General features: G+C 61.6%; 21 protein-coding genes. 12 read left to right on the forward strand and 9 right to left on the reverse strand.

Annotation, left to right across the window (positions count from 1 at the left end; all coding sequences use genetic code 11):
- Positions 1-461 precede the first annotated feature (461 nt).
- Positions 462-1,064 (reverse strand): DUF995 domain-containing protein, encoded by a 603-nt coding sequence (locus MESCI_RS23700; RefSeq protein ID WP_164919959.1) that lies wholly within the window; start codon positions 1,062-1,064, stop codon positions 462-464.
- A 226-nt stretch (positions 1,065-1,290) separates the two neighbouring features.
- Between MESCI_RS23700 and MESCI_RS23705 the strand changes: the two genes are divergently transcribed.
- The 3 genes from MESCI_RS23705 to MESCI_RS23715 all read left to right on the forward strand — a co-directional run bounded on the left by MESCI_RS23705 (position 1,291) and on the right by MESCI_RS23715 (position 5,076).
- Positions 1,291-2,919: an ArnT family glycosyltransferase gene (locus MESCI_RS23705; RefSeq protein WP_013532497.1), complete on the forward strand. Its 1,629-nt coding sequence runs from the start codon at positions 1,291-1,293 to the stop codon at positions 2,917-2,919.
- A gap of 184 nt (positions 2,920-3,103) precedes the next feature.
- A complete protein-coding gene (locus MESCI_RS23710; RefSeq protein ID WP_013532498.1) occupies positions 3,104-4,030 on the forward strand; it encodes a lysylphosphatidylglycerol synthase transmembrane domain-containing protein in 927 nt (308 codons plus the stop codon).
- A 44-nt stretch (positions 4,031-4,074) separates the two neighbouring features.
- Entirely contained in the window at positions 4,075-5,076 is a 1,002-nt protein-coding gene (locus MESCI_RS23715) for a glycosyltransferase family 2 protein (RefSeq protein ID WP_244514345.1), read from the forward strand.
- A 159-nt stretch (positions 5,077-5,235) separates the two neighbouring features.
- Here MESCI_RS23715 and MESCI_RS23720 read toward each other — a convergent pair whose 3' ends face one another.
- Together MESCI_RS23720 and MESCI_RS23725 are read right to left on the reverse strand one after the other, a co-directional pair.
- The gene (locus tag MESCI_RS23720) at positions 5,236-5,643 is read right to left on the reverse strand and encodes a hypothetical protein (protein ID WP_013532500.1); all 408 of its coding nucleotides are present in this window, start codon (positions 5,641-5,643) and stop codon (positions 5,236-5,238) included.
- Positions 5,644-5,934: 291 nt separating this feature from the next.
- Positions 5,935-7,815, reverse strand: a complete 1,881-nt coding sequence (locus MESCI_RS23725) for a glycosyltransferase family 2 protein (RefSeq protein WP_013532501.1) — start codon at positions 7,813-7,815, stop codon at positions 5,935-5,937.
- 602 nt (positions 7,816-8,417) lie between these two features.
- Here MESCI_RS23725 and MESCI_RS23730 point away from each other — a divergent pair.
- Both MESCI_RS23730 and MESCI_RS23735 read left to right on the forward strand, forming a co-directional pair.
- A complete protein-coding gene (locus MESCI_RS23730) occupies positions 8,418-9,341 on the forward strand; it encodes a glycoside hydrolase family 26 protein (protein WP_013532502.1) in 924 nt (307 codons plus the stop codon).
- A gap of 133 nt (positions 9,342-9,474) precedes the next feature.
- Complete coding sequence (locus MESCI_RS23735) at positions 9,475-9,960, forward strand: DUF995 domain-containing protein (protein WP_013532503.1); 486 nt, start codon at positions 9,475-9,477, stop codon at positions 9,958-9,960.
- A 29-nt stretch (positions 9,961-9,989) separates the two neighbouring features.
- Here the strand turns inward: MESCI_RS23735 and MESCI_RS23740 are convergent, their stop codons facing one another.
- Positions 9,990-10,439, reverse strand: a complete 450-nt coding sequence (locus MESCI_RS23740; protein WP_013532504.1) for a DNA polymerase III subunit chi — start codon at positions 10,437-10,439, stop codon at positions 9,990-9,992.
- A gap of 28 nt (positions 10,440-10,467) precedes the next feature.
- Positions 10,468-11,979 carry a leucyl aminopeptidase gene (locus MESCI_RS23745; RefSeq protein WP_013532505.1) on the reverse strand — a complete coding sequence of 504 codons (1,512 nt, stop codon included), beginning with the start codon at positions 11,977-11,979 and terminating at the stop codon, positions 10,468-10,470.
- Between the two features lie 351 nt (positions 11,980-12,330).
- Between MESCI_RS23745 and lptF the strand changes: the two genes are divergently transcribed.
- The 6 genes from lptF (at position 12,331) to rsmA (ending at position 19,962) form a co-directional block, all read left to right on the forward strand.
- Positions 12,331-13,533, forward strand: a complete 1,203-nt coding sequence (lptF, locus tag MESCI_RS23750) for an LPS export ABC transporter permease LptF (protein WP_013532506.1) — start codon at positions 12,331-12,333, stop codon at positions 13,531-13,533.
- Positions 13,530-14,615 (forward strand): LPS export ABC transporter permease LptG, encoded by a 1,086-nt coding sequence (lptG, locus tag MESCI_RS23755; protein ID WP_174299091.1) that lies wholly within the window; start codon positions 13,530-13,532, stop codon positions 14,613-14,615. Before lptF ends, lptG begins: the two co-directional genes overlap by 4 nt.
- Positions 14,615-17,053, forward strand: a complete 2,439-nt coding sequence (locus tag MESCI_RS23760; protein ID WP_024504312.1) for an LPS-assembly protein LptD — start codon at positions 14,615-14,617, stop codon at positions 17,051-17,053. The genes lptG and MESCI_RS23760 overlap by 1 nt, the downstream gene beginning before the upstream one ends.
- Positions 17,054-17,143: 90 nt before the next feature.
- Complete coding sequence (locus MESCI_RS23765; RefSeq protein ID WP_024504313.1) at positions 17,144-18,082, forward strand: peptidylprolyl isomerase; 939 nt, start codon at positions 17,144-17,146, stop codon at positions 18,080-18,082.
- A 1-nt stretch (position 18,083) separates the two neighbouring features.
- Positions 18,084-19,112, forward strand: a complete 1,029-nt coding sequence (pdxA, locus tag MESCI_RS23770) for a 4-hydroxythreonine-4-phosphate dehydrogenase PdxA (protein ID WP_013532510.1) — start codon at positions 18,084-18,086, stop codon at positions 19,110-19,112.
- Positions 19,113-19,122: 10 nt separating this feature from the next.
- Positions 19,123-19,962, forward strand: a complete 840-nt coding sequence (gene rsmA, locus MESCI_RS23775; RefSeq protein ID WP_013532511.1) for a 16S rRNA (adenine(1518)-N(6)/adenine(1519)-N(6))-dimethyltransferase RsmA — start codon at positions 19,123-19,125, stop codon at positions 19,960-19,962.
- A 48-nt stretch (positions 19,963-20,010) separates the two neighbouring features.
- Here rsmA and gmk read toward each other — a convergent pair whose 3' ends face one another.
- The 3 genes from gmk to mltG all read right to left on the reverse strand — a co-directional run bounded on the left by gmk (position 20,011) and on the right by mltG (position 22,827).
- Complete coding sequence (gene gmk / locus MESCI_RS23780) at positions 20,011-20,667, reverse strand: guanylate kinase (protein WP_013532512.1); 657 nt, start codon at positions 20,665-20,667, stop codon at positions 20,011-20,013.
- Positions 20,668-20,670: 3 nt separating this feature from the next.
- Positions 20,671-21,561 (reverse strand): YicC/YloC family endoribonuclease, encoded by an 891-nt coding sequence (locus MESCI_RS23785; RefSeq protein WP_013532513.1) that lies wholly within the window; start codon positions 21,559-21,561, stop codon positions 20,671-20,673.
- Between the two features lie 156 nt (positions 21,562-21,717).
- Positions 21,718-22,827, reverse strand: coding sequence for an endolytic transglycosylase MltG (gene mltG / locus MESCI_RS23790; RefSeq protein ID WP_245268565.1), 1,110 nt, complete (start codon positions 22,825-22,827; stop codon positions 21,718-21,720).
- On the opposite strand from mltG, the gene MESCI_RS32710 reads away from it, so the two are divergent.
- A complete protein-coding gene (locus MESCI_RS32710; RefSeq protein ID WP_244514282.1) occupies positions 22,826-23,098 on the forward strand; it encodes a hypothetical protein in 273 nt (90 codons plus the stop codon). The two genes, mltG and MESCI_RS32710, sit on opposite strands and share 2 nt — an antisense overlap.
- Here the strand turns inward: MESCI_RS32710 and fabF are convergent.
- Positions 23,086-24,348, reverse strand: a complete 1,263-nt coding sequence (gene fabF / locus MESCI_RS23795; RefSeq protein ID WP_013532515.1) for a beta-ketoacyl-ACP synthase II — start codon at positions 24,346-24,348, stop codon at positions 23,086-23,088. The two genes, MESCI_RS32710 and fabF, sit on opposite strands and share 13 nt — an antisense overlap.
- Position 24,349 lies beyond the last annotated feature (1 nt).

Below are 24,349 nucleotides of genomic sequence, written 5' to 3' on the forward strand. Positions count from 1 at the left end.
GCGGACCGGGTGGACGATGGGCCTGATAAGGACCGAACCGGTTTCAGTTGCGTCCATACCTTGACAACCTGCAACCATAGAGCTCAGCGCCACAGCCGCGGCAATAGATACGACATTCTTGCTTGAGCGAAATACGCTCGCGGAATTTCTCATCCTCTGTCCCTTGCTATCAAGTATAAGCCAGGGGCGCATTGCGACATACTATACTTGGGCCGCTTCCACGCCGCATGAGTGACCACTCGCACATCACACGTTATATTAGATATCACTAATTATTAAATTTCATCAAAACCGTATGGCAGGCCATCGTCTTGTCGTCCAGGCGATGCAGTTGAATGCGACTAAATGCGCTCGGCGCGCCGAGCGCCTGCCGAGCCACTCAACCATAAGCGATTCGCGGGTTCCACGACAGGCGCACGGGAAGAACAGCCCGGCCATCTCAGCGCGGCCGGAAGCGCGGCCTACTTTTTGGCATCGACCAGCTTGCGGGTCACTTCGAACTGCGCGCCCTTGGTGTCGCCTGCTTCGAATTTCTTGTATTCGTCGGAAGGATCCTCGGGAGATCGCTTGAAACCGTACCATTCCCCGTCCGGATCCTTGCGTTGCTCGATATTCAGGCCCTGAATGCGGTGGCTGTAGCAGGTGCGGTGCTGCTCGCCGGTGTAACCTTTCGATCGCCAGGCGAGCTCCATGCACATCTTGCCATCCTTGGTCACCAGCCATCTACCCTCCGCGACAGACGTGGTGTCCTGCCCGGACGTCCAGGCCTGGAGACGTCGATTGTCCTGCGCGAAAAAGGCCGCGCCGTTTTTCCATATCCATGTGCGGTCGGCATAAAGAAGCTGCAGCTCGTAGGCAGTTGGAGCCGGTGCGATGACCTTTCCCGCTGGTCTGCCGTCTTTGGCGGCAGCCGCATGCGCCGTTCCCGAAAGCGCCGTCTGGCCGCAGAGGGCCAGGAGAAACATGAGTTGCATACAAGTTGCGAACCGACAATGTTTGCGTCGACCGTCGACACCATGCGGTGGCAATCCGGTCAGAGCTGTCAGTACAATTGGCGTTCGCATGCCCGTTTTGCCCAAGGTAGCACTATCATCGCTCTGACAGCCGTATGAACTATTTAACAGTCGCGAGAACGGTGATGTCAACCTTTGCGAGCGGACGGACAACAACCGTTCCAGATGTGCGCATCCCGCTGTCGTCAAAATTAAGAAATGTGTCATATGCTCTGCCAACTCTGACAATCGCACTCAAAAGCAACATCCGCAGACGTCAGGGAGGACGCGGTTTCAAATGGCGGGCGACCCGGAATTGAACCAGGCCGAAGGTCAGCAATACCGGCAGCAGTCGACCGTCCGGGAAACGACTGCTCGCAACACCGTGAGCCCCAACATGGCGATCTTGCTGGGGATACTGTTCATTGCGATCCTGTTCAGGTTCCACAACATAACCTTGCCGCTGGTCGATGCCTTCAGCTGGCGCGAAACAAGTACCGCGATGATGGCCGACAATTTCCAGCAGCGCAGCTGGAACATCTTCTTCCCCGAGGTCAGCTGGACCGGGCCCGGGCCAAGCTATCAGGGCCGCGAGTTCCAGATCGTCAGCTATCTGACCGCCATACTCTACCAACTCTTTGGCTGGCACGACTGGTTCGGCCGCATGATTGCGGCCCTTTTCGGCTTGGTGACGGTGTTTTCACTGCACAGATTAACGGCGCTATGCTGGGGCGAGACGCACGCCCACGCCGCGGCACTTGCCTATGCGCTGATGCCGGCGGCGATCATGATCGACAGCTCGTTTCTTCCCGACCCCTCGATGCTGGCTCTGGTAACCTTGGGCGTCTGGCTTTTCACGAAATACTGGACGGGAGGCAGCGCGTGGCTGCTCCCTTTCGCCACAGCCAGCTTTTCCCTCGGTGTGCTTGCAAAACCACCGGGTTTGGCTGCTGGAGGCGTCATATTCTATCTGATGGTTTGCTGGCTTTTGCAAAATCGGCGAAAGCATGCGGCCAAAGTATTCATAAGCGGACTGGTCAGCCTGTTCGTCATCGGCGCCTACTACAGCTGGGCCATTTATCTCGGGCGAACCTATCCGCCCTTTCATGTCGCGGGCAGCGGATACATCTGGGATTCTGGATTCTGGACGTTTTTCAGCAACGATTTCTATTTCAAATCTGTTTGGAACACGTCGGTCTGGTGGTTTTATGGCTATCCGTTCATGATTTTGATGGCGGTCGGATTCTGGATACCGCCCCAGCCAGTCGCGGAATCGAAAGAACGCGCTCTTTCGGCCATACCTTTCATATGGCTTGCAGCGGCCTCTGTTGTTTATCTCGCTGCGGCACGTGAGATCACGACCAATCCATGGAACTATCATATATTCCATGTGCCATTTGCGATGTTTTGCGGCCGTGGCGCGGTCGTCCTGGCGACGCTTGGAGCCAAAACCGTTCCGTCTCCTGGGATAATTCTGCGGTCGATTTGCATCGTGGCCGCTATGCTTGTCTGGTCGACTTTTCCCCTCGTCCGGACGATGAAGGCGCCCTTCGCCATGAATGGAAAGTTGCTTGGCGACGAGCTGGCGCGCAGGGCCCAACCTGGCGATCTTGTCGTGGCCATCGCTCCGGAGGTGGGAGATCCCGTCGCAGTCTATTACAGCAGGGCGCGCGGGTGGGTGTTTCCGCCTGGTGGCGGCGACGTGGAGTGGTCCAGGTTCGTCGAGGACGATGCCATCGCGATAGCACAGCTTGAGGAACTTCGCACGCAAGGCGCGGATTGGTTCGGCGTGGCAAAGGATGCCGAAGACAGTCAGAAACGGCCGTTCATCGAGCATCATGACGGGGTGATCGACTATCTCAACAAGATCGGGACCAAGCGGCTGGATTCGGACAACCTCCTGATTTATGAAATCAGCCGGCCTTGATCTGGTCAGGCCGTTGGGCTTATGGGCTGGGGATCAGGCAAACGTTGGAAATCCGGCGACGGTCAGCGACCTTGCCGACCCGCCCTCGCCTGCCCAACGCAGCAAGCTAAGCGAGACAAGCCGGCCAGCAAGGTCAAATATCTCTACGGCTGGCGGAATTCGACGGTTGCGACCGGAGGAATTGTTGAAACGAGCGATTTCGATCATTGTGACGCTGGCCCTGCTGGCCTGGCTCGCCAGCGACTCGCGCTGGCGCATGGTCGGCGACGCCTTTGCCCGCATCACGCCCGGCACCTTCGCCGTGGCGACGATCGCGTTCTTCGCCACCTATGTCTTGCGTGCGCTGCGCGTCTGCGACGAGTTCCGCGACGAGGTGCATGGCCGCTTCGGCGCCTGCCTGCGCGTCATTCTGATCCACAATGCGATGATCAACGTCGTGCCCTTTCGCGGCGGCGAGACGGCCTTTCCCCTGCTCCTGCGCCAGGTCTTCGGCATACCGATCATGCGCGCCAGCGCCTCACTGCTGTGGTTCAGACTGCAGGACGCTTTCGTCGTCGGCGTGCTCGCCCTGGCGGTGTGGCCGGGCCTGCATCCGGCGATTAGGATTGCGGGCGGGGCCGTCTTGATCGTCGCCGCCTGGTACCTGCCGCGCTGGGCGCGTGCACCGCATGACTGGGCCGGCCGCGGCAAGATCGTGGCGAAGCTCGGCAAGCTCCGAGATGTGTTCACCGAAGCAACCGGACGCTCGCGCTATGGCTGGTGGTGGACGATCGCGAACTGGTCGCTGAAGCTCACTGTGCAGGGATGGTTGTTGGCAATGCTGCTGGGGACATCCTTTTCGACCGCCTTTCCAGGCGTCGTTGGGGCCGAAGGAGCCGCCATACTGCCGGTGCAAGGCGTCGCCGGCTTCGGCACCTATGAAGCGGGAGCAGCGGCGGCGCTGCTCACCTCCGGAATCACGATGAAGAATGGCTTGCAGGCGGCGCTGGCGCTGCACCTGTTCATCTTCTGCTCGGCAATCGCCACGGGTGCGATCGCCTGGCTGTTTCCCTCGAAATCGACGCTGCCGGGAAATCCGGCTGTCGGACCTGCAAGGAAGCCATCCCAATGAACGTATTGCCCATCCCTGCTTCGGGACTGCCTGACGGCGCGGTAATGCCGAACCATACGCTGTCCATCGTCGTCCCCATGTACAACGAGGCCGAAAACGTCGAGCCGCTGCTGGCACGGATCCACCAGGCGATGGAACGCTACGACCAGCCCTGGGAGGTCGTGCTGGTCGATGACGGCAGCACCGACGCGACGGTGAGCGAGATCAGGCGCCTTGCAGCGCATTACGGCTCGCATGTGCATGCGGTCGAACTGGTGCGCAACTACAAGCAGACCGCCGCGATGCAGGCCGGCATCGACGCGGCGCGCGGCGACGTCATCGCCACGATCGACGGCGACCTGCAAAATGATCCCTACGACATCCCCCGCATGGTCTATCGCCTGCTGAGCGAGGATCTCGACCTGGTGGTCGGCTGGCGTAAGGACCGCCAGGAAGGTTTTTTCATGCGCAGGCTGCCCTCGCGCATCGCCAACGCGCTGATCGCGCGCGTCACCGGCGTGCGCCTCAAGGATTATGGCTGCAGCCTCAAGGTCTATCGCGGCAACGTCATCCGCAGCGTCAAGCTCTATGGCGAGATGCACCGCTTCATCCCGGCATGGCTGGCCACGGTGACGACCCCCAGACGCATCGCGCAGGAGGTGGTGACGCACCATGCCCGCATCCACGGCCAGTCCAAATACGGCATTTCGCGCACCTTCAGGGTCGTGCTCGATCTGGTGTTCATGTACTTCTTCATGCGCTATCGCACACGGCCGGGACATTTCTTCGGCGGCATCGGCATCGTGCTTGGCGCGCTGGGTTCGCTGATCCTTGCCTACCTGCTTTGCCTGAAGCTGTTTTTCGCCGAAGACATCGGAACACGCCCGATGCTGTTCACCGGCTTCTTCATGCTCATCGCCGGGGTGCAGATGGTGACGTCGGGCGTGCTGGCGGAAATGCTGGCACGCGTCTATCACGAGGCGAACGGAGCATCGGCCTATGTCGCGCGGCCACGGCCGCCGGGCGGCGACAATGACGGCTGGCACGCCCCGGGCCGAGCATCGTGACCTGATCGGAATGCCACGGAGGTCCGCGCCTAACGAACGCATGGCGGTTGGAGGGCAAGAGGCAAAGCGCAACGTCTGCGCAAACCTCCCGCCCTCCACTCGCGCCCCCCGGCAAAGACCCGGCAGCAGTCAAATCGGCCGCGCTTCAGGTCTGATGGCTTAGTAACGCGAACGGCAGCTGGCGCGCTGGCCGAAACCGCTCGGACCACATATCCAGGGCGAATGACCCAGGAGCGGGCCGCCATTGCCCAGACTGTAGGAGACCTTCACCGTCGCCGGCCTGCCGACCCGCTGCGGCCGCACGAAGGCCGCATAGGCCTCCTCCCTCGTACGCGTCACGTTGGTCATCTTGGTGAGCGGTTTGCGGTTGATCAGATGCAGCCGCTTGTCCTTGGCGTAGTGCACCCTCTGGCCAAGCGAATGAACCACGGGCTTGGTGCCGATCGAGCTCGTCTTGGTGGCATCCATGCTTTGGCAACCGGACATCATCGAGATCAATGCAACCGCGGCAAATGCACAGGCATGTTTCTTGCCGAGCCTTGCCCCTCTTTCCATTATTTTGTTCATCGCTATCCCTGCCATGAAATACAAGTCGCTGGAGCGCGGAGATATATTGCTCTTATTTGCTTTCCGCACCACGCGAGTGACCCATCGCCACTCACATCATGGGCTGTATATTAGGGGAGACTTATTAAATATCATGCAAACGATATGATGAGCGCGGTCTTTCGGCACTCGACCGGATATTATTAAAATTTGACCTTTTGGGCTCGTGCCTGGTCCTGCCACAGCTTGCCGGCCGGCTATCAAGGCAAATGCGGTTCAGGGGAGTTGTTTGCGCACGGACGCCTGTCGGCGTCAGCGTGGCGGATTCCAGGCGGGGTCAAGATGGAATGTGCGGGTTCCGCTCCCGCCGCGCCCGGCTCCGGAAACCGGGTAGGCCACGCTGACGATGCGCATACCGCCTGCCCCCTGCTGGAGCCCATATATGCCTTCCAGGCCGCGGTCACAGAACGCGGCGCCCGGGACGAAGAGCGCAACGCCAGCGAGCGAGGCCTGCAAGGTGAGTTTCGCGGCATTGCAACGCAACGAAATTTTGTTCTCCACGAGGTGCCTGGTGATGATCACGACCACAAGCAATCCGTAGACGAACGCATTGAAGGCAGCGAACCAGTAGAAGCCGGTGGCGTCCGAGGCGCGGTCTACAAGAAGGACCGGCAGCGAAGCTCCCATTGCAAGCACCACATAGGGAACAATAACGCGGGCAGGCAGCAGGTTTTTCGGGCCGCTGCCCTTGGGGGTAACGCGAAAATCGACGAACGACTTGGTCAGATAATCGCGGATCGACGACAGCGTGCCCGCCAGCACCCACGGCCAACGAGCGAAGAATGAGAACAACATTCCCTCCCAACTGATCGTCTTGGCGGTCAGTGGGCGCGACAGCCCGAAGGACTTCAACAGCATCACCAGCACAATCAGCGAAATCGAGTTCGGCGCATAGTATAGAAGGAAGTCAATATACGTCACATTGGCGAAATTCTGACCCGTAATAAGTGCGTATATCGGCATGATGTACATGAGAAGCGAAAATACGGCGAAAAGCGGATACCAGAGCTGGCGGAACAGGAACTGGAATTTCAGCCGTGGCGATACCTTGGAAAGGTATATGGGCGAGTATTCGAGCATGATCGTCATCAGGCTCCGCGACCACTGGAACTCTTGCGTGACAAGATCGGCAAAGGTTTGCGGGCCGTCGCCATGGGCAATGGCGTCTATGGCATGCACACCGCGCCAACCAGCCGCAATGAACAGCATGGACGTCGAGTGATCTTCGGCCAGTTCCGGGCCAAGGCCGCCGACCTGCTTGAGCGCTGCGGTTCTCACGGCATAGTGCGAGCCGATGCAGAGCGGCGTTCCGTCGCCCGTGTGGCCGGACTGCAAAGGTCCGTGGAACATCCCTTCCGGGAACAGCCGGCCGCGTGCCGACCAGCTTTCAGCGGCATTGTTGTCGCATATGCTCGGCGCCGATACATAGCCAACCGCCGGGTCGGCAAAGGCGACCAGGATTTCCCTGAGATAGGTTGGTGTCGGGACGTGGTCCGCGTCCATCTGAGCGACGAAGTGATAGCGTTCATAACCATAGTGGTCGTAGAAGAAGGCCAGGTTTCCCTCTTTGCAGCGCGTCCGGCGGGGCCACACCTTGCGGTGATAATCTTCCCGCCCGCGCCGCGTCGAAATCATGACGTTATGGGCATCGCACCAGGCAATCGTTTCCTCGGACGGGTCCTCGTCGGCCAGCCAGGTATCATGCGGACAGTCCTGCGCCAGCATTGCCTCGAGGGTTCGCGCAACCACGGAAAACGGCTCTGACGGAGCCTTGGTCACCACCATCGCGACACGCGAATGCTTCGGGATCGTGTGAAGCCTGGACGGCTTTTTCATCGCATGCACGTTCAAGAGAAAATACATCGGCATGAATGTCAGCCATACGAGCGTCAATGTCGCCAGCATGTATGGGATAACGTGTTCGATGTGCCCGGGCTGCAGCCACCAGAACCAGAAAAATCCGAACGTTACCGACCAGCAGGCAAGTCCTAGCTTCCAGATCCGCTTCTGGGCGGCCGACAGCACGGGCACCAGAAAAGGAGGCTTCTCCGCCGCCTTGCCCGGAGCTGCCCCACGCCCCCGTTTCGGCATGGTCTTACTGCCGATGATCCCCACGTCCGCGGAAACACTCATACACTTTACTGCCGCCACCCGAGCATCAGCCAAACGACGGCCGATGAGCCTAACCCAGCAGCAGAATCCGCTCAGGCATCCTTAGAGTCAACTAAATTAGTTATTTCTTAACTACGGTTCTTCAGAACTGGTTAAGGATAGTCCGGTGGAACAGTTTCCACCGACCAGCACGTGAACGATGAGCCGCAAATTTTTCAGCGCTGGAGAATTCGCCGATGGGCCAAAGCTGTCCGGCAAGGATCGAACTTTGAGAGCAGCGTTAACCATGTCGCGCGCACATGGTTAAGCAACCGTTAATTGCACTTGACTCTTGGTCGCGACCGGCTCTTAAATTAGCCAGGGATGATATATCGGGATATTGACGCGAATTTGTGAGTATCGCGGCGAACTTTCTCTCGAGCGCCCCCTGTATAGGGCCTTGAGAGATAATTTTTTGGGTGGCTCTGTGTCAGGTTTCGCACATCCGCCAACGGGTCGCTCCGAAATCCCGCAGATTCTGCCAAATAGAGCCGATCGGTTTTGGGTAATCGTGTCGATCAAGCATCGATGCGCACGGGCGAAGCCTTAACTTCCGCAAGAGGTTGGGGCCATGGGAGATCGACATGAAACACTCCACAGTAAAAGCACTTGCAATCGCGCTGGCATTGGGCGGAAGCGCCGCGTTCCCCACGGCAGGAGGCGCTGGCTCAGTAGCCGCGACGGACCCCGTCCAGACGAGCAGCGCCGCCTCGGCGTTCGGATCCTACGATCCCTACGGCGACTTCAGCGCCGACAAGAGCGCCAGCATCGAAGAGCTGTTCCTGCCCTGGGAAGACGTCGATCTGTCGACGCTGCCACTCGCCGACGCCTATGCGCTGCAGCGCGGCCGTTCGCTGCTGATCACGGTTGAGCCGTGGACCTGGTCCAAGGACTGGCGCATCACCCCGCCCGAATTGCGCGACGGCATTTTGAGCGGCAAATATGACGCCAACATGCAGGCGATCTGCGACCTGGTGGGACAGATGAAGAGCCCGGTGACCATTCGCTGGGCGCAGGAAATGGAAGACAAGAACGGCCGCTTCACCTGGGCCAACTGGGCTCCCAAGGACTGGATCTCCGCTTACAAGCGCGAAGTCGACATCTGCCGCAAGGCTGCCCCCGCAGCCAAGTACATGTGGTCGCCCAAAGGCGAAGAGGGTTTGGAAAAATACTACCCCGGCGACGACTATGTCGACGTCATCGGCCTGTCGGTGTTCGGTCTGCAGAAAAAAGATGATGACGAGACCGGCCGCGACCGCACCTTCGCTGAGCTGCTGAAGCCCGGCTATGACCGCGTTGCAGTGTTCAACAAGCCGATCATCGTTGCGGAACTCGGCTATGTCGGGAAGCAGGACTATGTCTCGAAATGGCAGGAAGATTCCCGCAAATCCTACGCGGAGTTCCCGGCGCTGACTTCGGTTGTCTACTTCAACCAGAAGGAAGTGTGGCCGTGGCTGGGTGGCTATGGTCTGCCCGACTGGAGGGTGACCCAGCACGTCCTGCCGTAGACGCATCGTGCTGATCGACCCCGACGCGATCGGGATCGACTTCCAATCTCCTTGTTTGATCGTGATCCATCCCGAACCAGCGGTTCGGGATGAGGATTGAGGCGTGGCGTAAATCAGTCTGTGGAGAAGTTTCGTGAAGCGGGTAGTGGGAAATTATCTTGGAGCGGCATTCGCCTGCTCCGTTCTTGTTCTTGCCTTCCAGGCTCCTGCGACAGCCAAGACGGCGATGAAAATCGCCGAGCAGGCTCAAGAGGCCACAGCGGTTCCTGACGAAGGCGTCTACCAGATCTATCAGAACCATTCGTGGCTGTGGGGCAAGAAGGGCGCCGGCTTCTTTGCCGTCAAGCAGAGACAGTTCGAGTCCTGGACCCACGACAAAGGCAAGTCGGGCTATGGCGACGGCATGTGGTTCATTCCCGGCGGCGGCAAGCTGTGCTGGCGTGCGCAATGGCACGGTTCCTGGGGCGTGAAGGGCTCGATGACCTGCTTCGAGCACCGCCAGGCTGGCAAAGTAATCTACCAGCGCAAGGCTCCGGATGGCGACTGGTATGTTTTCAAGAGATTGAAACACGGCGACTACGTCACCCGGAAACAGAACCGGATCAAGGCAAGACTGTAGGATCGAGTCATCCGCCACAAGCGGCTGGTCTACGCCTTGCGCTCCCAGCGGCGATCTGGCGTCTGTTGCCAGTAGGTGACGTCGTGGCCAGCGCTCTTCATCACCTTCCAGTGTCCTCGCGCCGCCTCGAGCTGGGCGGCATCGTGGCCATCGAACAGGAACACCGCGCGCTCGTAGCCGCCAAGGTCAGGCGGCACCGCGCCGTCGACCAGGAACCTTATCTTGGCGTCGTTGGGATTGCCGTCGCCGGTGGTCAACAGAATCGGCTGTTCGCCGGGATGAGCTTCACGATCGGTTGCGTGCGCCAGGAACGAATCGTCGCGGAAGGTCCAAAGATGCTGGTCGAGCGCATCGCGGCGTTCCTCGGTGCCTGTCTGCACCACGGCGCGCCAGCCACGGTCGACGCTGCGCTCCAGGAGGCCTGGCAGCGCATCCTCCAGCGTCGATTCGGTCAGGTGGTAGAACAGAACGTCGGCCATCGCTTCAGCCTATAGTGATCGAACCCGTTCACTGCTCATAGTTATCGCGCACCAGCCGGTCGAGCAGCCTGACGCCGAAACCGGAACCCCACGACTGGTTGATCTCGTTCGACGGCGCCCCCATCGCCGTGCCGGCTATGTCGAGATGAGCCCATGGCGTGTCCTTGACGAAGCGCTGCAGAAACTGCGCCGCGATGGTGGCGCCGCCAAAACGGCCGCCGATGTTCTTCATGTCGGCGTTCTTGGAATCGATCAGCTTGTCGTATTCGGCGCCGAGCGGCATGCGCCACAGCCGTTCCTGAGTCGCCTGCCCCGCCACCGACAATTTTTCGGCCAGTTCGTCATTGTTGGAAAACAGGCCGGCATAATGTTGGCCGAGCGCCACCATGATGGCGCCGGTCAGCGTCGCCAGATTGACCATGAATTTCGGCTGGAAGCGGTCGTTGCAGTACCACAACGCATCGGCCAGCACGAGGCGGCCCTCGGCGTCGGTATTGAGCACCTCGATGGTCTGGCCCGACATCGAAGTGACTATATCACCGGGACGCTGGGCATGACCGTCGACCGCATTTTCGACCAGTCCGATGATACCGACGACATTGGCTTTCGCCTTGCGGGCCGCCAGCGCATGCATCAGGCCGGTAACGGCGGCGGCACCGCCCATGTCGCCCTTCATATCCTCCATGCCCGAGGCCGGCTTTATGGAATTGCCGCCGGTGTCGAAAGTGACGCCCTTGCCGACGAAGGCGATCGGGCTGTCCTTCGGCTTGCCGCCGTTCCACTGCATGATCGCCATGCGGGCGCCGCGTGGCGAGCCTTGCGCGACACCGAGCAGCGAGCCCATGCCGAGCTTCTTCATTTCCTTCTCAGCCAATATCTCGACCTTGACGCCGAGTGCCTCGAGTTCCTTGGCGCGGGCAGCGAACTCGACCGGCCCAAGCACGTTTGCCGGTTCGTTGACGAGGTCGCGCGCCAGAAGGACGCCGTCGATCACCGCCTCGGCATCGGCGAAGGCCTTCTTCGCAGCGGCCGGATCGGCGGTATGGATGGTCACCTTGACCGGCTTCTTCGGCTCTGCCTTGCCGTCGTCCTTATCCTTCCTGGTCTTGTACTTGTCGAAGGAATAGCTGCGCAGGAGAATGCCCGCGGCAAGGCTTGCCGCGTCCTTCGCGCTCGGCGAGGCGCCGACCACATCGAGGACTACCGCTACCTCGGTCGCCTTGCGCAGCGACGCGGCAACGGTGCCGCCAAGCTTCAACCACGCATATTCGTCCAGTCCCGACACCTTGCCGGTGCCTATCGCCACCAGTCTGTCGAGCGACGCTCCCTGCGGGGCCAGAACTTCCACCGTGCTGGCGAACTTGCCGGTGAACTCAGCCACGGGAAAAGCCCGCTCCAGTGTCTTGCCGGGATCACTGGGCTTGGCGACGTCGCTCAGGCCGCCCTCATCCGCCGCGAGCACGAAGACCGTGCCCTTCTTGTTCACCCCGCTCTGGGACCCGGAAAATTTGGCGAAGGCGATCGACGGTCTTTGATTCATCATGTCCTGCTTTCAGGGAATGCGCGACTTTTGGGGAAGCGGTTCGAAACGATGCGCGACATTTGGTCGTTTTCCGGCATTTGGCAAGACTTTGCCGAATTGGCATCCCATATGACCTATGGAATCGATGACGATTCGTCGCGGCACGGCCCCGCTTTTTGCCGCAACTTGTTGTTAACCATCGATGTTCGCCCTTTCTTATCCATTCCCGCCGACACTCCGCCCAGCCGGGGGGCGTGATGTGGGACAGAACCCGGATAGACCATCTGATGAGCCAGTTGTGCAGGCGCTGCCGGACAGCTACCTTGTTCGGCGGCATGATGCCGTTCGAAAAAATCGAGAAAAGCCTTCATGAAGGTCGTTGAACGCTACATCATGCGCCGCGCTTTCGTGGTCTTCATGGCCGCTCTTGTGTGGACGCTGGCGATCGTATGGACGACGCAGGTGCTGGCAAAGATCGATCTGGTCACCGACAGCGGCCAATCGGCGCTGACCTTCTTCGAAGTCGCCGCCCTCATCCTTCCGTCCATCATCCCGATCGTAGTGCCTTTTGCGCTGGTGGTGGCGGTCGCACAGACACTCAGCGTCATGAATTCGGATTCCGAACTTGCCGTCGTCAACGCCGCGGGAGCCTCGCGCTGGACGATCGTGCGGCCGATCATGTTGCTGGCGCTCGCCGCAGCCGTTTTTTCCTTTGCCGTCGACAACGGCATCGATCCTTACGCACGGCAGAAGAACCGGGCCCTGGTGGCATCGTCACGCGCGGATCTGTTGTCGCTGATCATCCAGGAAGGTACCTTCCGCAAGATCGACGACGGGTTGTTCCTGCAGGTCGGCGAGCGCCTTCCCAACAATCGGCTGGGCGGCATTTTCGTCGCCGATTCGCGCGAAGAAGGCGTCAACCTCGTCTACTACGCCAAGACCGGCAGCATCATCGAACGCGGCGGTGAAAAGGTGCTGATGATGAATGACGGCGTCATCCATCGCAAAACGCTGACCGGCGATCTCTCCGTCATCCGCTTCACCTCCTATGCCTTCGACATGTCGGCCTTCATGGCGGCGGCTTCAGCGGTGACGCTCCTGCCCAAGGACCAGACGACGCAGTACCTGCTCAACCCGAGCGCCAACGACAAGTATTATCAGCAGAGCCCCTACGAATACCGGGCCGAAGTCAACCAGCGGTTCTCGGAATGGACCTATTCCATGGTTTTCGCGCTGATCGCGCTTGCGGTCGCCGGGGATGCGCGCTCGCACCGCGAGGCGCGCGTCAATCCGCTGATCACGGCGATCACGATATCGCTGTTCGTGCGTTGGCTGGGCTTTTTCGCCGCCAGCAAGGCGGATGAGATCCCGCAATATGCCTATATGGTCTATGGTGTGCCGATCGTGGCTTCCGCGGTGGCGATCTGGTTCATCGTCTCGAACCGGACACTGGAACTGCCCGTGACCTGGGCGGACTGGATGACAAACTTCGCCTCGCGCATCGCTGACAGCTGGAATGCTTTCAAATTGCGTTTGTCCAGGCGCGGCACATCAGGGCAAGGGGTCGGCTGATGGGCTGGACACTGGGCCGCTATTTCTTCTTCCGCTACGTGACGATCACCATCTGGTTCTTCATCGGCCTCCTGGCGCTGGTGTTCCTGATCGATTTCACCGAGCTGTCCGGCCGCACCACCGGCCTGCCCGGCTTCACCTACGGCACGGCGGTAGCCATTTCAGGCCTCCGCATGCCGATGATCATGCTGCAGACGGTGCCGTTCGTCGGTCTCTTCTCGGCGATGGCGACGCTGGTGTCGCTGAACCGGCGCTACGAGCTGGTCATCGCGCGTTCCGCCGGTGTTTCCGCCTGGCAGTTCCTCTTGCCCTGCTGTATCGGAGCCTTGCTGTTCGGCGTCCTGTCGGTTGGCGTCATCAATCCGCTCGCCGCGCACGCATTCTCCTGGTCCGAGCAGATCGAAACCCAGCTGCGTTCCGGCAAATCGAATACGGTCTCGGCCGATGCCGCGCCCTGGATCCGGCAGAAAACCAGTTCGGGGGACACCATCATCGGTGCGCGGGCCATCCTGAACCAGGGCCTGGAAATGGCCGATGTCGTATTCTTCATTCTCGACCCGCAAGGCAACATCGTCGAGCGCAAGGATGCTGCCCGTGCCTTCCTGCGCGACGGCTATTGGGAATTGCAGGACGTCAAGACGTTCCAGAACGGCACGATCCAGGCATCGGCAACCGATCGCGTACCGACCAATCTGAAGCCCGAATTCGTGCAAGAGCGGCTGGCGCGCCCGGAAACCATCCCCTTCTACGACCTGCCCGGAAAGATCGAGGTTGCCCGCTCCTTCGGCCTCAAGGCAAATGCCTTTGCCATGCAGTTTGATTCGCTCGTGGCGTTGCCGTTCCTTCTCGTCGCCATGACGCTGATCGCGGCAACGGTTTCAATGCGATTTGCTAGGATGGGGCAGTCGGCGACGATGATTCTGGGTGGCATCATCGCTGGCTTTCTGCTTTATGTCGTTTCGGTTCTGGTGAAGGCATTCGGCGTGGCGGGATTCGTGCCGACTGTCGTAGCCGCCTGGGTACCGGTCATGGTGGCTATGTTCTTCGGGGTGACTTTCCTGCTATACAAGGAAGACGGCTAGTGAGGGAGGCGTTTTTGCCCAGCAACAGGCAGGCCGGTTTGGCGCGCCTCTATGCGGCGACCGCCTTGGCGTGCGTGCTTGCCTACGCCGTTCCGGCACCGGCGCTTGCGCAGGACGTCGGCGACATGGCGACATCGGTTCCGTCCGGCTCGCAAATGCTGCTGGCGGCCGACACGCTGGTCTATAACAACGACAACCAGACCGTGACCGCCGTTGGCGGCGTGCAGATCGACTATGGTGGCAATCGCCTTGTCGCCCAGCGGGTCGAGTACAACCGCAACACCAAGCGAATGGTCGCAAGCGGTAACGTCGAAGTCATCAACAGCGACGGTACCAAGATCAATTCGCAGCATATCGACATCACCGATGACTTCGCCGACGGCTTCGTCAACGCGTTGCGGGTCGAAACCATCGACAAGGCCTATTTCGCCGCCGAAAGCGCCGAACGCATGGGCGGCGTGCTGACCACCTTCCACAATGGCGTCTACACCGCCTGCGAGCCGTGCGAGGATAAGCCGGACAAAGCGCCGACCTGGCGCGTCAAGGCCAAGAAGATCATCTGGAACGGCGAGAAGAAGACGGTTCGCTTCGAGAATGCGAATTTCGAGTTCTTCGGTTTTCCGCTTGCCTATCTGCCTGCATTCGAAATTGCCGACCCGACGGTGAAGCGCAAGAGCGGCTTCCTGATCCCGAGCATCATCTACAAGAGCGATCTCGGCGTCGGCGTGAAAGTCCCCTATTATCTTGCATTGGCGCCGACCTACGACCTGACCGTCACCGGCACCGGCTATACCAAGCAGGGTTTCCTCGGTGAGGCCGAGTGGCGTCAGCGCTTCAACAATGGCGAGTACAGCTTGAAGATCGCCGGGATACACCAGCAGAATCCCGACGCTTTCCTCGACACCACTGCCTTCCCCTCCAGCTCTGGCCACAACGTCAATTCGGGCAGCGCCGGCGATCCCAACAAATTCCGCGGCATGATGGGTACCCAGGGGCAGTTCGCCATCAACTCACGCTGGAACTTCGGCTGGGACGTGCTGCTGCAGACCGACAAGAATTTCTCGAACACCTACGGCATCGAAAAGTACAATAGCAGCGTCCACCAGTCGTCGGTCTACTTGACGGGTCTCAACGGCCGCAACTATTTCGACGTGCGCGCCATGCATTTCGATGTGCAGGAAGATACACCTGACGACAACGCCTCTGCGCGAAGCGGACAACAGCCCTGGGTGCTGCCGTCGCTCGACTACGCCTATATTCCTGATGCGTCGGTGGCCGGCGGCCAGCTATCGCTCAATGTCAACGCGCGTGTCATCCGCCGCGACGATGTCGATGAGACCTTCGTCGAGCCCTACAATGCCCTCACTCCCACGCAGCGCGTCCGCGGCATTGAAGGCGAATCGGGCCGTCTCACCGCCGAGGCCGAGTGGAAGCGGAGCTTCGTCACCGATGGCGGGCTGGTGCTGACGCCGTTGCTCGCGCTGCAGGGCGACGTCGACTACCTCAACGCGTCGTCGGCTTCGCTGGACGCGATCGACAGAATGGCGACGCATTTGGGCGAGCAGGACGACATGCGCTCGTCATTTGCCCGTTACATGGCAACCGCCGGGCTTGAGATGCGTTGGCCGGTGCTGTTTTCCATGGCCAGCGGGTCCAGCCATGTCATCGAACCGATGGCACAGGTCTTCATGCGTCCGAACGAGCAATATGTCGGCGGCCTCTCAGTGCCTAACGAAGACGCCCAAAGCATGGTCTTCGATGCGACCACCTTGTTCGAACGCGACAAGTTCTCCGGCTACGACCGCGTCGAAGGCGGTTCGCGCGCCAATGTCGGCTTCCGCTATTCCGGCTCCTACAACAATGGCTGGGGCACCAATGCCATTTTCGGCCAATCCTATCAGATTGGCGGCGAGAATTCGTTCGCCGCGCCGGATTTGGTGAATGTCGGCGCAAACTCCGGCCTCGACACGACCAAGTCCGACTATGTCGGCCTGTTCGGCATCAACAGCCCCAACGGCTTCGCGGCCTCGGTCAGCGGCCGTTTCGACGAACAGAGCTTCGAGATCCGCCGCGCCGAGGTGAAGGCCGCCTATTCCGGCCTGCCTGTGTCGCTGAGCGCCAAATACGCCTTCATCCAGGCCCAGCCGCTGTACGGCTTCACCACCGACCGCCACGAGGTCACGCTTGGTGCATCCACGCATCTGGCCGAAAACTGGCGCGTCTTCGGCACAGGAACCTACGACCTGCAGCAGAGCCTGCTGGTCAAGGATGGCGTCGGCTTCGCCTACAACGATTCCTGCTTCACTTATTTGATGACCTACTCGCAGTCGCGCGATCTGAACACCAGGGAGGTGTCGCAGACCATCGGCTTCAATCTGTCGTTCCGCACCCTCGGCGATTTCGGCTCGTCGACCAGTGCCGTCGACACGATCCAGTAACAATCGGCGACATCGTTTCGCCGCATAGGGCTGGCACGGATTTCGCGCACCTGGAAAGATCAAATTGGGCGGGACCGGGATAGAATTGGGATGCCAACGATGAGGAAATACCTCTTTTCAGCAGGTTTCGCGTTGCTCGTGGCGGCGACGTCCGTGTCGATCACCGTAATGGCGCCGCCGGCTTTCGCCAGCGAGATCAAATACGTCGTCAACGACATTCCTGTCACCACCGGCGACATCGCCCATCGCGCCGCTTTCCTGAAGCTGCAGCGCAAGAAGGGCGATGCCGGCCAGGAAATGATCGACCAGACGCTGCGTATGGCCGAGGCCAAGCGGCTTGGTATCCGCATCAGCGACGCCCAGGTCGATGCCGCGTACCAGCGCTTTGCCTCGAGCAACAAGATGCAGCTCAGCCAGCTCGACGGCGTCATGGAGAAGTCGGGCGTCACCAAGAGCCACTTCAAGGAATTCATCCGCGCCCAGATGGCCTGGAACCAGGCCTTGAGCGCGCGCTACCGTTCCGGCGACGGCACCGGCGCCGTCAGCGAACAGGATCTCGTCAGGAAGATGCTCGAAAAAGGCGGCGCCAAACCGAGCGCCACCGAATACATGCTGCAGCAGGTCATCTTCGTGGTGCCGGCGGCTGAACGCAGCGCGACGCTGGGCAAACGCAAGCGAGAGGCCGACGCCATGCGCGCCCGCTTCAACGGCTGCAACACGACGCGCGAATTCGCCAAGGGCCTGATCGACGTCACCGTTCGCGATCTGGGCCGGGTGCTGGCGCCGCAACTGCCGCCGGACTGGGCCGAGCAGATCAAAGCTACCAAAGTCGGCGGTGCCACCGTCACGCGCGAAACCGAACGCGGCGTCGAATTCATCGGCATCTGCTCGTCGCGCGAAGTGTCCGACGACAAGGTTGCCCAGATGGCGTTCCAGGCCGAAGGCTCCGGCGGCGACAAGGATGCCGACGCGCTCAGCAAGAAATATGTCGACGAGCTGAAGGCAAAAGCCCGCATCGTCAAGCGCTGACGTGGGCAACGCAGTGACTGCGCTCGCGTTGAGCGCCGGCGATCCGTCCGGCATTGGGCCGGAGATCGCCATCGCCGCCTTCATGGCGCGTGAAGCTGCCGCCCTGCCCCCCTTCTACCTGCTCGCCGATCCGGCGCTGATCGCCTCCCGGGCGCGCCTGCTCGGCCTCTCGCTGCCGATCGCCGAAGCCACCCCGGCACAAGCGGCGCAGGTCTTTGCCCGCGCCTTGCCGATCGTTCCGCTGGCTGCAGGCTGCATCGACAGCCCCGGCCAGCCGGATCCGGCCAATGCGGCCGCCACGATCGAGGCCATCGACCGCGCCGTCGCCGATTGCCTTGCCCGCGAAGCCTCGGCCGTGGTCACCTGCCCCATCGCCAAGAAGCCGCTCTACGATGCCGGCTTTCGCTTTCCCGGCCACACCGAATATCTGGCGCATCTGGCGGCTCGGCACAGCGGCGTCGAGGCGATGCCGGTGATGATGCTGGCAGGACCCGACCTGCGCACCGTTCCCGTCACCATCCACATAGCGCTGGCCGAGGTGCCGAAGGCACTGACCACCGAACTGATCGTCGCCACCGCGCGCATCACCGCTGCCGACCTTGCCGGCCGCTTCGGCATTGCCAGGCCACGGCTGGCGATTGCCGGGCTCAATCCACATGCCGGCGAAGGCGGCGCCATGGGCCTCGAGGACGAGCGGATCGTGCGCCCGGCGGTCGACATCCTGCGCGCCGAAGGCATCGACGCTTTCGGCCCTTTGCCGGCCGACACGTTGTTCCATGTCCGGGCGCGGGCTGGTTACGACGCGGCCCTTTGCATGTATCACGACCAGGCGCTTATCCCGGCCAAGGCGCTGGCTTTCGACGAGGCGGTCAATGTCACGCTCGGCCTGCCCTTTATCCGCACCTCGCCCGACCACGGCACGGCCTTCGACATCGCCGGCAAGGGTGTGGCGCGGCCCGACAGCCTGATAGCGGCGCTGAAGCTTGCCCGGCGGCTGGCCGACACGAACACCAAGGCGGTTGCCGCATGAGATCTCGGGCATGACCATCGACGGGCTGCCGCCGCTGCGCGAGGTGATCGAGCGTCATGGGCTGCAGGCGAAGAAGGCGCTCGGCCAGAATTTCCTGCTCGACCTCAACCTCACCGGCAAGATCGCCCGCACCGCCGGCGACTTGTCCGATGCAACCGTCATCGAGGTCGGCCCCGGTCCCGGCGGGCTGACCCGCGCCTTGCTTGCCAACGGAGCGCGCCAGGTGATCGCCATAGAGCGCGACGAACGTTGCCTGGCTGCTCTTGCCGAAGTGTCCGGCCACTATCCCGGCCGGCTGGAGGTTGTTTCGGGCGATGCGCTGAAGACGGATTTCACGGGCCTTGCCGGTCGAGCGACCGGCAATGGCGGCCCGGTCAAGATCGTGGCCAACCTGCCCTACAACATCGGCACGGAGCTGCTGGTGCGCTGGCTGACGGTCAGCGACTGGCCGCCTTTCTACACCTCGATGACTCTGATGTTCCAGCGCGAGGTGGCCGAGCGCATCGTCGCTCCCGCCGGCAGCGACAGCTATGGCCGGCTGGGGGTTCTTGCCGGCTGGCGGACGGAGGCGAGGATCGCCTTCGACGTACCGCCACAGGCATTCACGCCGCCGCCAAAGGTCACCTCCTCGGTGGTGCATCTTGTGCCGCGCCCGATGCCCCTGCCCACCGAGGTGAAGAAACTCGGCCGCGTCACAGAAGCCGCCTTCGGCCAACGTCGCAAGATGCTGCGGCAAAGCGTTAAGAGCCTCGGCGGCGAGGCCCTGCTCGACCGCGCCGGCATCGATCCGACACGCCGCGCCGAGACGCTCAGCGTCGAGGAGTTTGTAAGGTTGACAAACGCGGTGTAAGAAGCTGCCGATCTGCCCCCTCGTGGGGGAGATTGGCGCTTCACAGCCTCAACCCGTCTTCTCGTCCAACAGTCCCGAGACGAAATCGAACAGGCCTGGCCGGCGGTCGCGTCTCAGCCGCTCGGCGACGACGATGCCGCGCACTTCGGCGAAGGCGCGGTCGAGGTCGTCATTGACGATGACGAAATCATATTCCTTCCAGTGCTCGATCTCGTTGCGGGCGTTTTTCAACCGCGTTTCGATCACCGCTTCCTGGTCTTCGGCGCGGCGCTTCAGCCGTGCCTTCAACTCCTTCATCGATGGCGGCAGGATGAAGATCGAGACGATGTCGGCGCGCATCTTCTCCTTGAGCTGCTGGGCGCCCTGCCAGTCGATGTCGAACAGCATGTCGCGCCCTTCAGACAGCGCCAGTTCGGCAGGCTCGCGCGGTGTCGCATAGCAATTGCCATGCACCTCGGCCCACTCCAGCAGCGCGTCTGAATCACGAAGCCGCTCGAATTCGCGCATCGTCCGGAAATGATAGTGGACGCCTTCGATCTCGCTGCCGCGGCGCGGCCTGGTGGTGACCGAGACCGACAGTTCGAGGCTGGAATCGCTTTCCAGAAGATTGCGCGCGATCGTCGACTTGCCGGCGCCGGACGGCGACGACAGGACGAGCATCAGGCCCCGGCGGCGAATGCGGGACCCCAAATCCTTGGCAACCATCGGCTACTCCAGATTCTGGATCTGTTCACGAAACTGGTCGACCACCGCCTTCAGGTCCAGCCCGATCGCGGTGATGGCGGCGGCATTCGACTTGGAACACAGCGTATTCGATTCGCGGTTAAATTCCTGTGCCAGAAAATCGAGCTTGCGACCGACCGCGCCGCCGCCCACCAGCAGTGCCCGGCCGGATGCGACATGCGTTTTCAGCCGGTCGATCTCTTCGCGAATATCGGCCTTGGTGGCCAGGAACGCGGCCTCCATGTGCAGTCGGGTGGCATCCAAATTGGCGGAAGCGTCCATCAGCAGCCTGACCTGCTCGGCGATGCGTTCCCGGATCACCGCGGTCTCGCGGGATGGATCCACTTCTGCCCGCAGCGTCAGCGCCTCGATTGTGTCGATATGACCCGACAGCAGCAAAGCCAGCGCGGCCCCTTCGCCCTGCCGTGCCTGTTCAAGCCCGTTCAAGGCCACTTCGAGCGCGGCCATGATCGCGGCATCGAGCGCGGCCCTCGCCTCCTCGGTTTCGACAGTTTCGGGAATGTCGAGCACGCCGCGCAGCGACAGCAGTCCATCCGAGGTCGCCGCAGCAACGCCGAACTGCTCCTGCAGCCGCTTGGCGAGCCCGGCCAGGTCCTTCAGGAAGGCTTCGTTGACGACCGGCTGCGCCTGCGCGCCGACGGCACGGCCGATGGTCAGCGTCGCCTGAAAATTGCCGCGTGCAAAACGTTTCTGAAGTATCTGCCGGACAGCCGGTTCCAACCGCTCGAAGCCTTGCGGCAGCCGCAGCCGTACTTCGACGCTCTTGCCGTTGACGGACTTGACCTCCCAGGCGATCGAAGTGCCTTCGTGCTCGGCGACGGCACGTGCAAAACCGGTCATGCTCTGCAAATTCATATCGCCCACACGTCCCTGGCACATTGCCCCGAACCGGCTTTCCGGACAGAGCAAGTGCGGCTTGAAAATGACTGCGCCGCAGGCGCGTCGAAATCGGACGCGCGGCGCTCTTGCAAATGTCAGGGCGTCGCCTGTCGGGCAACGCCTTTCTTCATTCTACTGGGCAGCGCCCGCGTCACCGCCGCTGTCGTCGGCACCGTCAGCAGGCCCACTGTCGGCCGGCCCACCGTCCGCCGGCTTGACGGCATCGCTGTCGCCGCCGCCGGTCGTCTTGGCGGCTTTGGCGACGTCATCCGCCTGCTTCTTCTGCAGAGCGCGATAGCGGGCGACATTCTCGTTGTGCTCGTCCAGCGTCGCGGCAAAGACGTGCCCACCGGTGCCGTCGGCGACGAAATAGAGGTCGTCGGTCTTCGACGGATTGGCCACCGCCTCCAGCGCTGCACGACCCGGATTGGCGATCGGCGTCGGCGGCAAGCCGTTGATCACATAGGTGTTGTAGGGGGTCTGTTTCTGGATATCCGACTGGTAGATCGGCCGGTCCGCCGGCTTTCCCTTGCCGCCGAACAGCCCGTAGATGATGGTCGGATCGGATTGCAGGCGCATGCCCTTGGCAAGCCGGTTCAGGAAGACGGCGGCAACCCGTGAACGCTCGTCACCCTTGCCCGTCTCTTTCTCGACAATCGAAGCCAGCGTGACGAACTCCTCGACGTTGGCCAGCGGCAGGTCCGGCGCGCGCCGCTGCCAGACATCGTCAACCAGCTTCTTCTGATCCGCAAGCAGCTTGTCGACCATCTGCTGGCGTGTCGCGCCGCGCGTGAAGCGCAGCGTGTCGGTGGCGAGGCTGCCCTCCGGCGGCGTGGTTGCCGGCATGTCGCCGCTCAAGGCAGTCTCCTCGGCGATGCGCTGCAATGCCTGGTCGACAGTCAGTCCTTCAGGGATGGTCAGCGAATACATCACCGACTTGCCGCTCTTCAGAAGCTCCATGATATCGCGCATGGAAGCCCTGGGCTTGATCTCGTACTCGCCGGCTTTCAGCGCCGAATCATTGCCGAAGGCGCGCACGCCAAGGCGGAATACCCGGGCATCACTGATCAGTCCGCGGCGTTCGAGCTGGTCGGCGATATCCTGGACGCCGGTGTTCGGCTTGACCAGGAAGGTATCGCCATTAGCGGAGGGTCCGGGCTCGGTGAATTCCTGCTTGCCGAAATAGACCGCGACGCCGGCCGCCAGAACCACCAGCATCACCGAGGAGATGACGAAGTTCATGAACACGACGACCTGGCTGCGTGACGCACGCGAGCGCTTCGGCGGCGGCGTGCCGGCCTCTGGCCGCAACGCCTCGCTGGCCGTTTTCGGCACGATCGGTCCGGATGTTGCCGGCCGTTGCCCGAATTCTCCGTTGCCTGCCGGATTTGTGTTCATTTCGCCCTACCGTTTGATCGCCCAACGAATCCCCAGCGGCAGAGTAGAGGCGAATATGGCAAAATTGACGGCACGCCAAAGCGTCGCCCGGCAGCCGGACGATCAGCCATTGTAGCGCTGGAAGACCAGCGACGCATTGGTCCCGCCAAAGCCGAACGAATTGGACAGCGCCACGTCGATCTGGCGGGCGCGCGGCTTGTTCGGCACCAGGTCGATCGCGGTTTCGCGTTCGGGGTTGTCGAGGTTGATGGTCGGCGGCGCGACATTGTCCCTGATGGCAAGGATCGAGAAGATCGCTTCGGCGGCACCGGCCGCCCCAAGCAGATGGCCGATCGACGACTTGGTCGACGACATCGAGATCTTCGATGCGGCATTGCCGACAAGCCGCTCGACAGCGCCGAGCTCGATCGTGTCGGCCATGGTCGAGGTGCCGTGCGCGTTGATGTAGTCGACGTCGGCAGGCGTAAGCTTGGCCCGGTTGAGTGCCGCCGTCATGCAACGGAAGGCACCATCGCCATCCTCGGCGGGCGCCGTGATGTGATGCGCGTCGCCGGTGAGACCATAACCCGTCACCTCGGCATAGATCTTGGCGCCGCGTGCTTTGGCATGTTCGAGCTCCTCGAGCACGACAACGCCGGCGCCCTCGCCCATGACGAAGCCGTCGCGGTCGCGATCATAGGGGCGCGACGCCGTTTGCGGCGAATCATTGCGTTCCGTCGACAGTGCCCGGCATGCGGCGAACCCGGCGATCGACAGCCGCGTCACCGGCGCTTCGGCGCCACCGGCGACCATCACGTCGGCATCGCCCCACATGATCAGCCGGGCAGCATCGCCAATGGCGTGCGCGCCGGTCGAACAGGCCGTGACGACGGCATGGTTCGGGCCTTTCAGCCCGTGCCGGATCGAAACCTGCCCGGAGACGAGATTGATGATCTGGCCCGGGATGAAGAAGGGGCTGATGCGGCGCGGGCCGCGTTCCTTGAGGATCATCGCGTTCTCGGCGATGCCCTCGATGCCGCCGATGCCGGAGCCGATCAGGACGCCGGTGGCGCATTGCTCTTCATGCGTCTTGGGTTCCCAGCCGGAATCCTTCAGCGCCTCGTCGGCGGCGGCAATCCCGTACAGGATGAAGTCGCCGATCTTGCGCAATTCCTTCGGCTCGAGCACGGCCTCGGGATTGAAGGTGGCATTGCTGCCGTCACCACGCGGAATGACGTGGGCGATCTTGCAAGCAAGGTCCTCCACCTCGAACTCGGTGATGCGCTTGGCAGCGCTGCGGCCGGTCAGAAGCTCCTTCCAGCTGTGCTCGAAGCCCATGCCGAACGGCGACAGCAAGCCAAGGCCCGTGACGACGACACGCCTCATC

Origin of the sequence: Mesorhizobium ciceri biovar biserrulae WSM1271 (assembly GCF_000185905.1) — a bacterium.
Lineage (GTDB): Bacteria > Pseudomonadota > Alphaproteobacteria > Rhizobiales > Rhizobiaceae > Mesorhizobium > Mesorhizobium ciceri.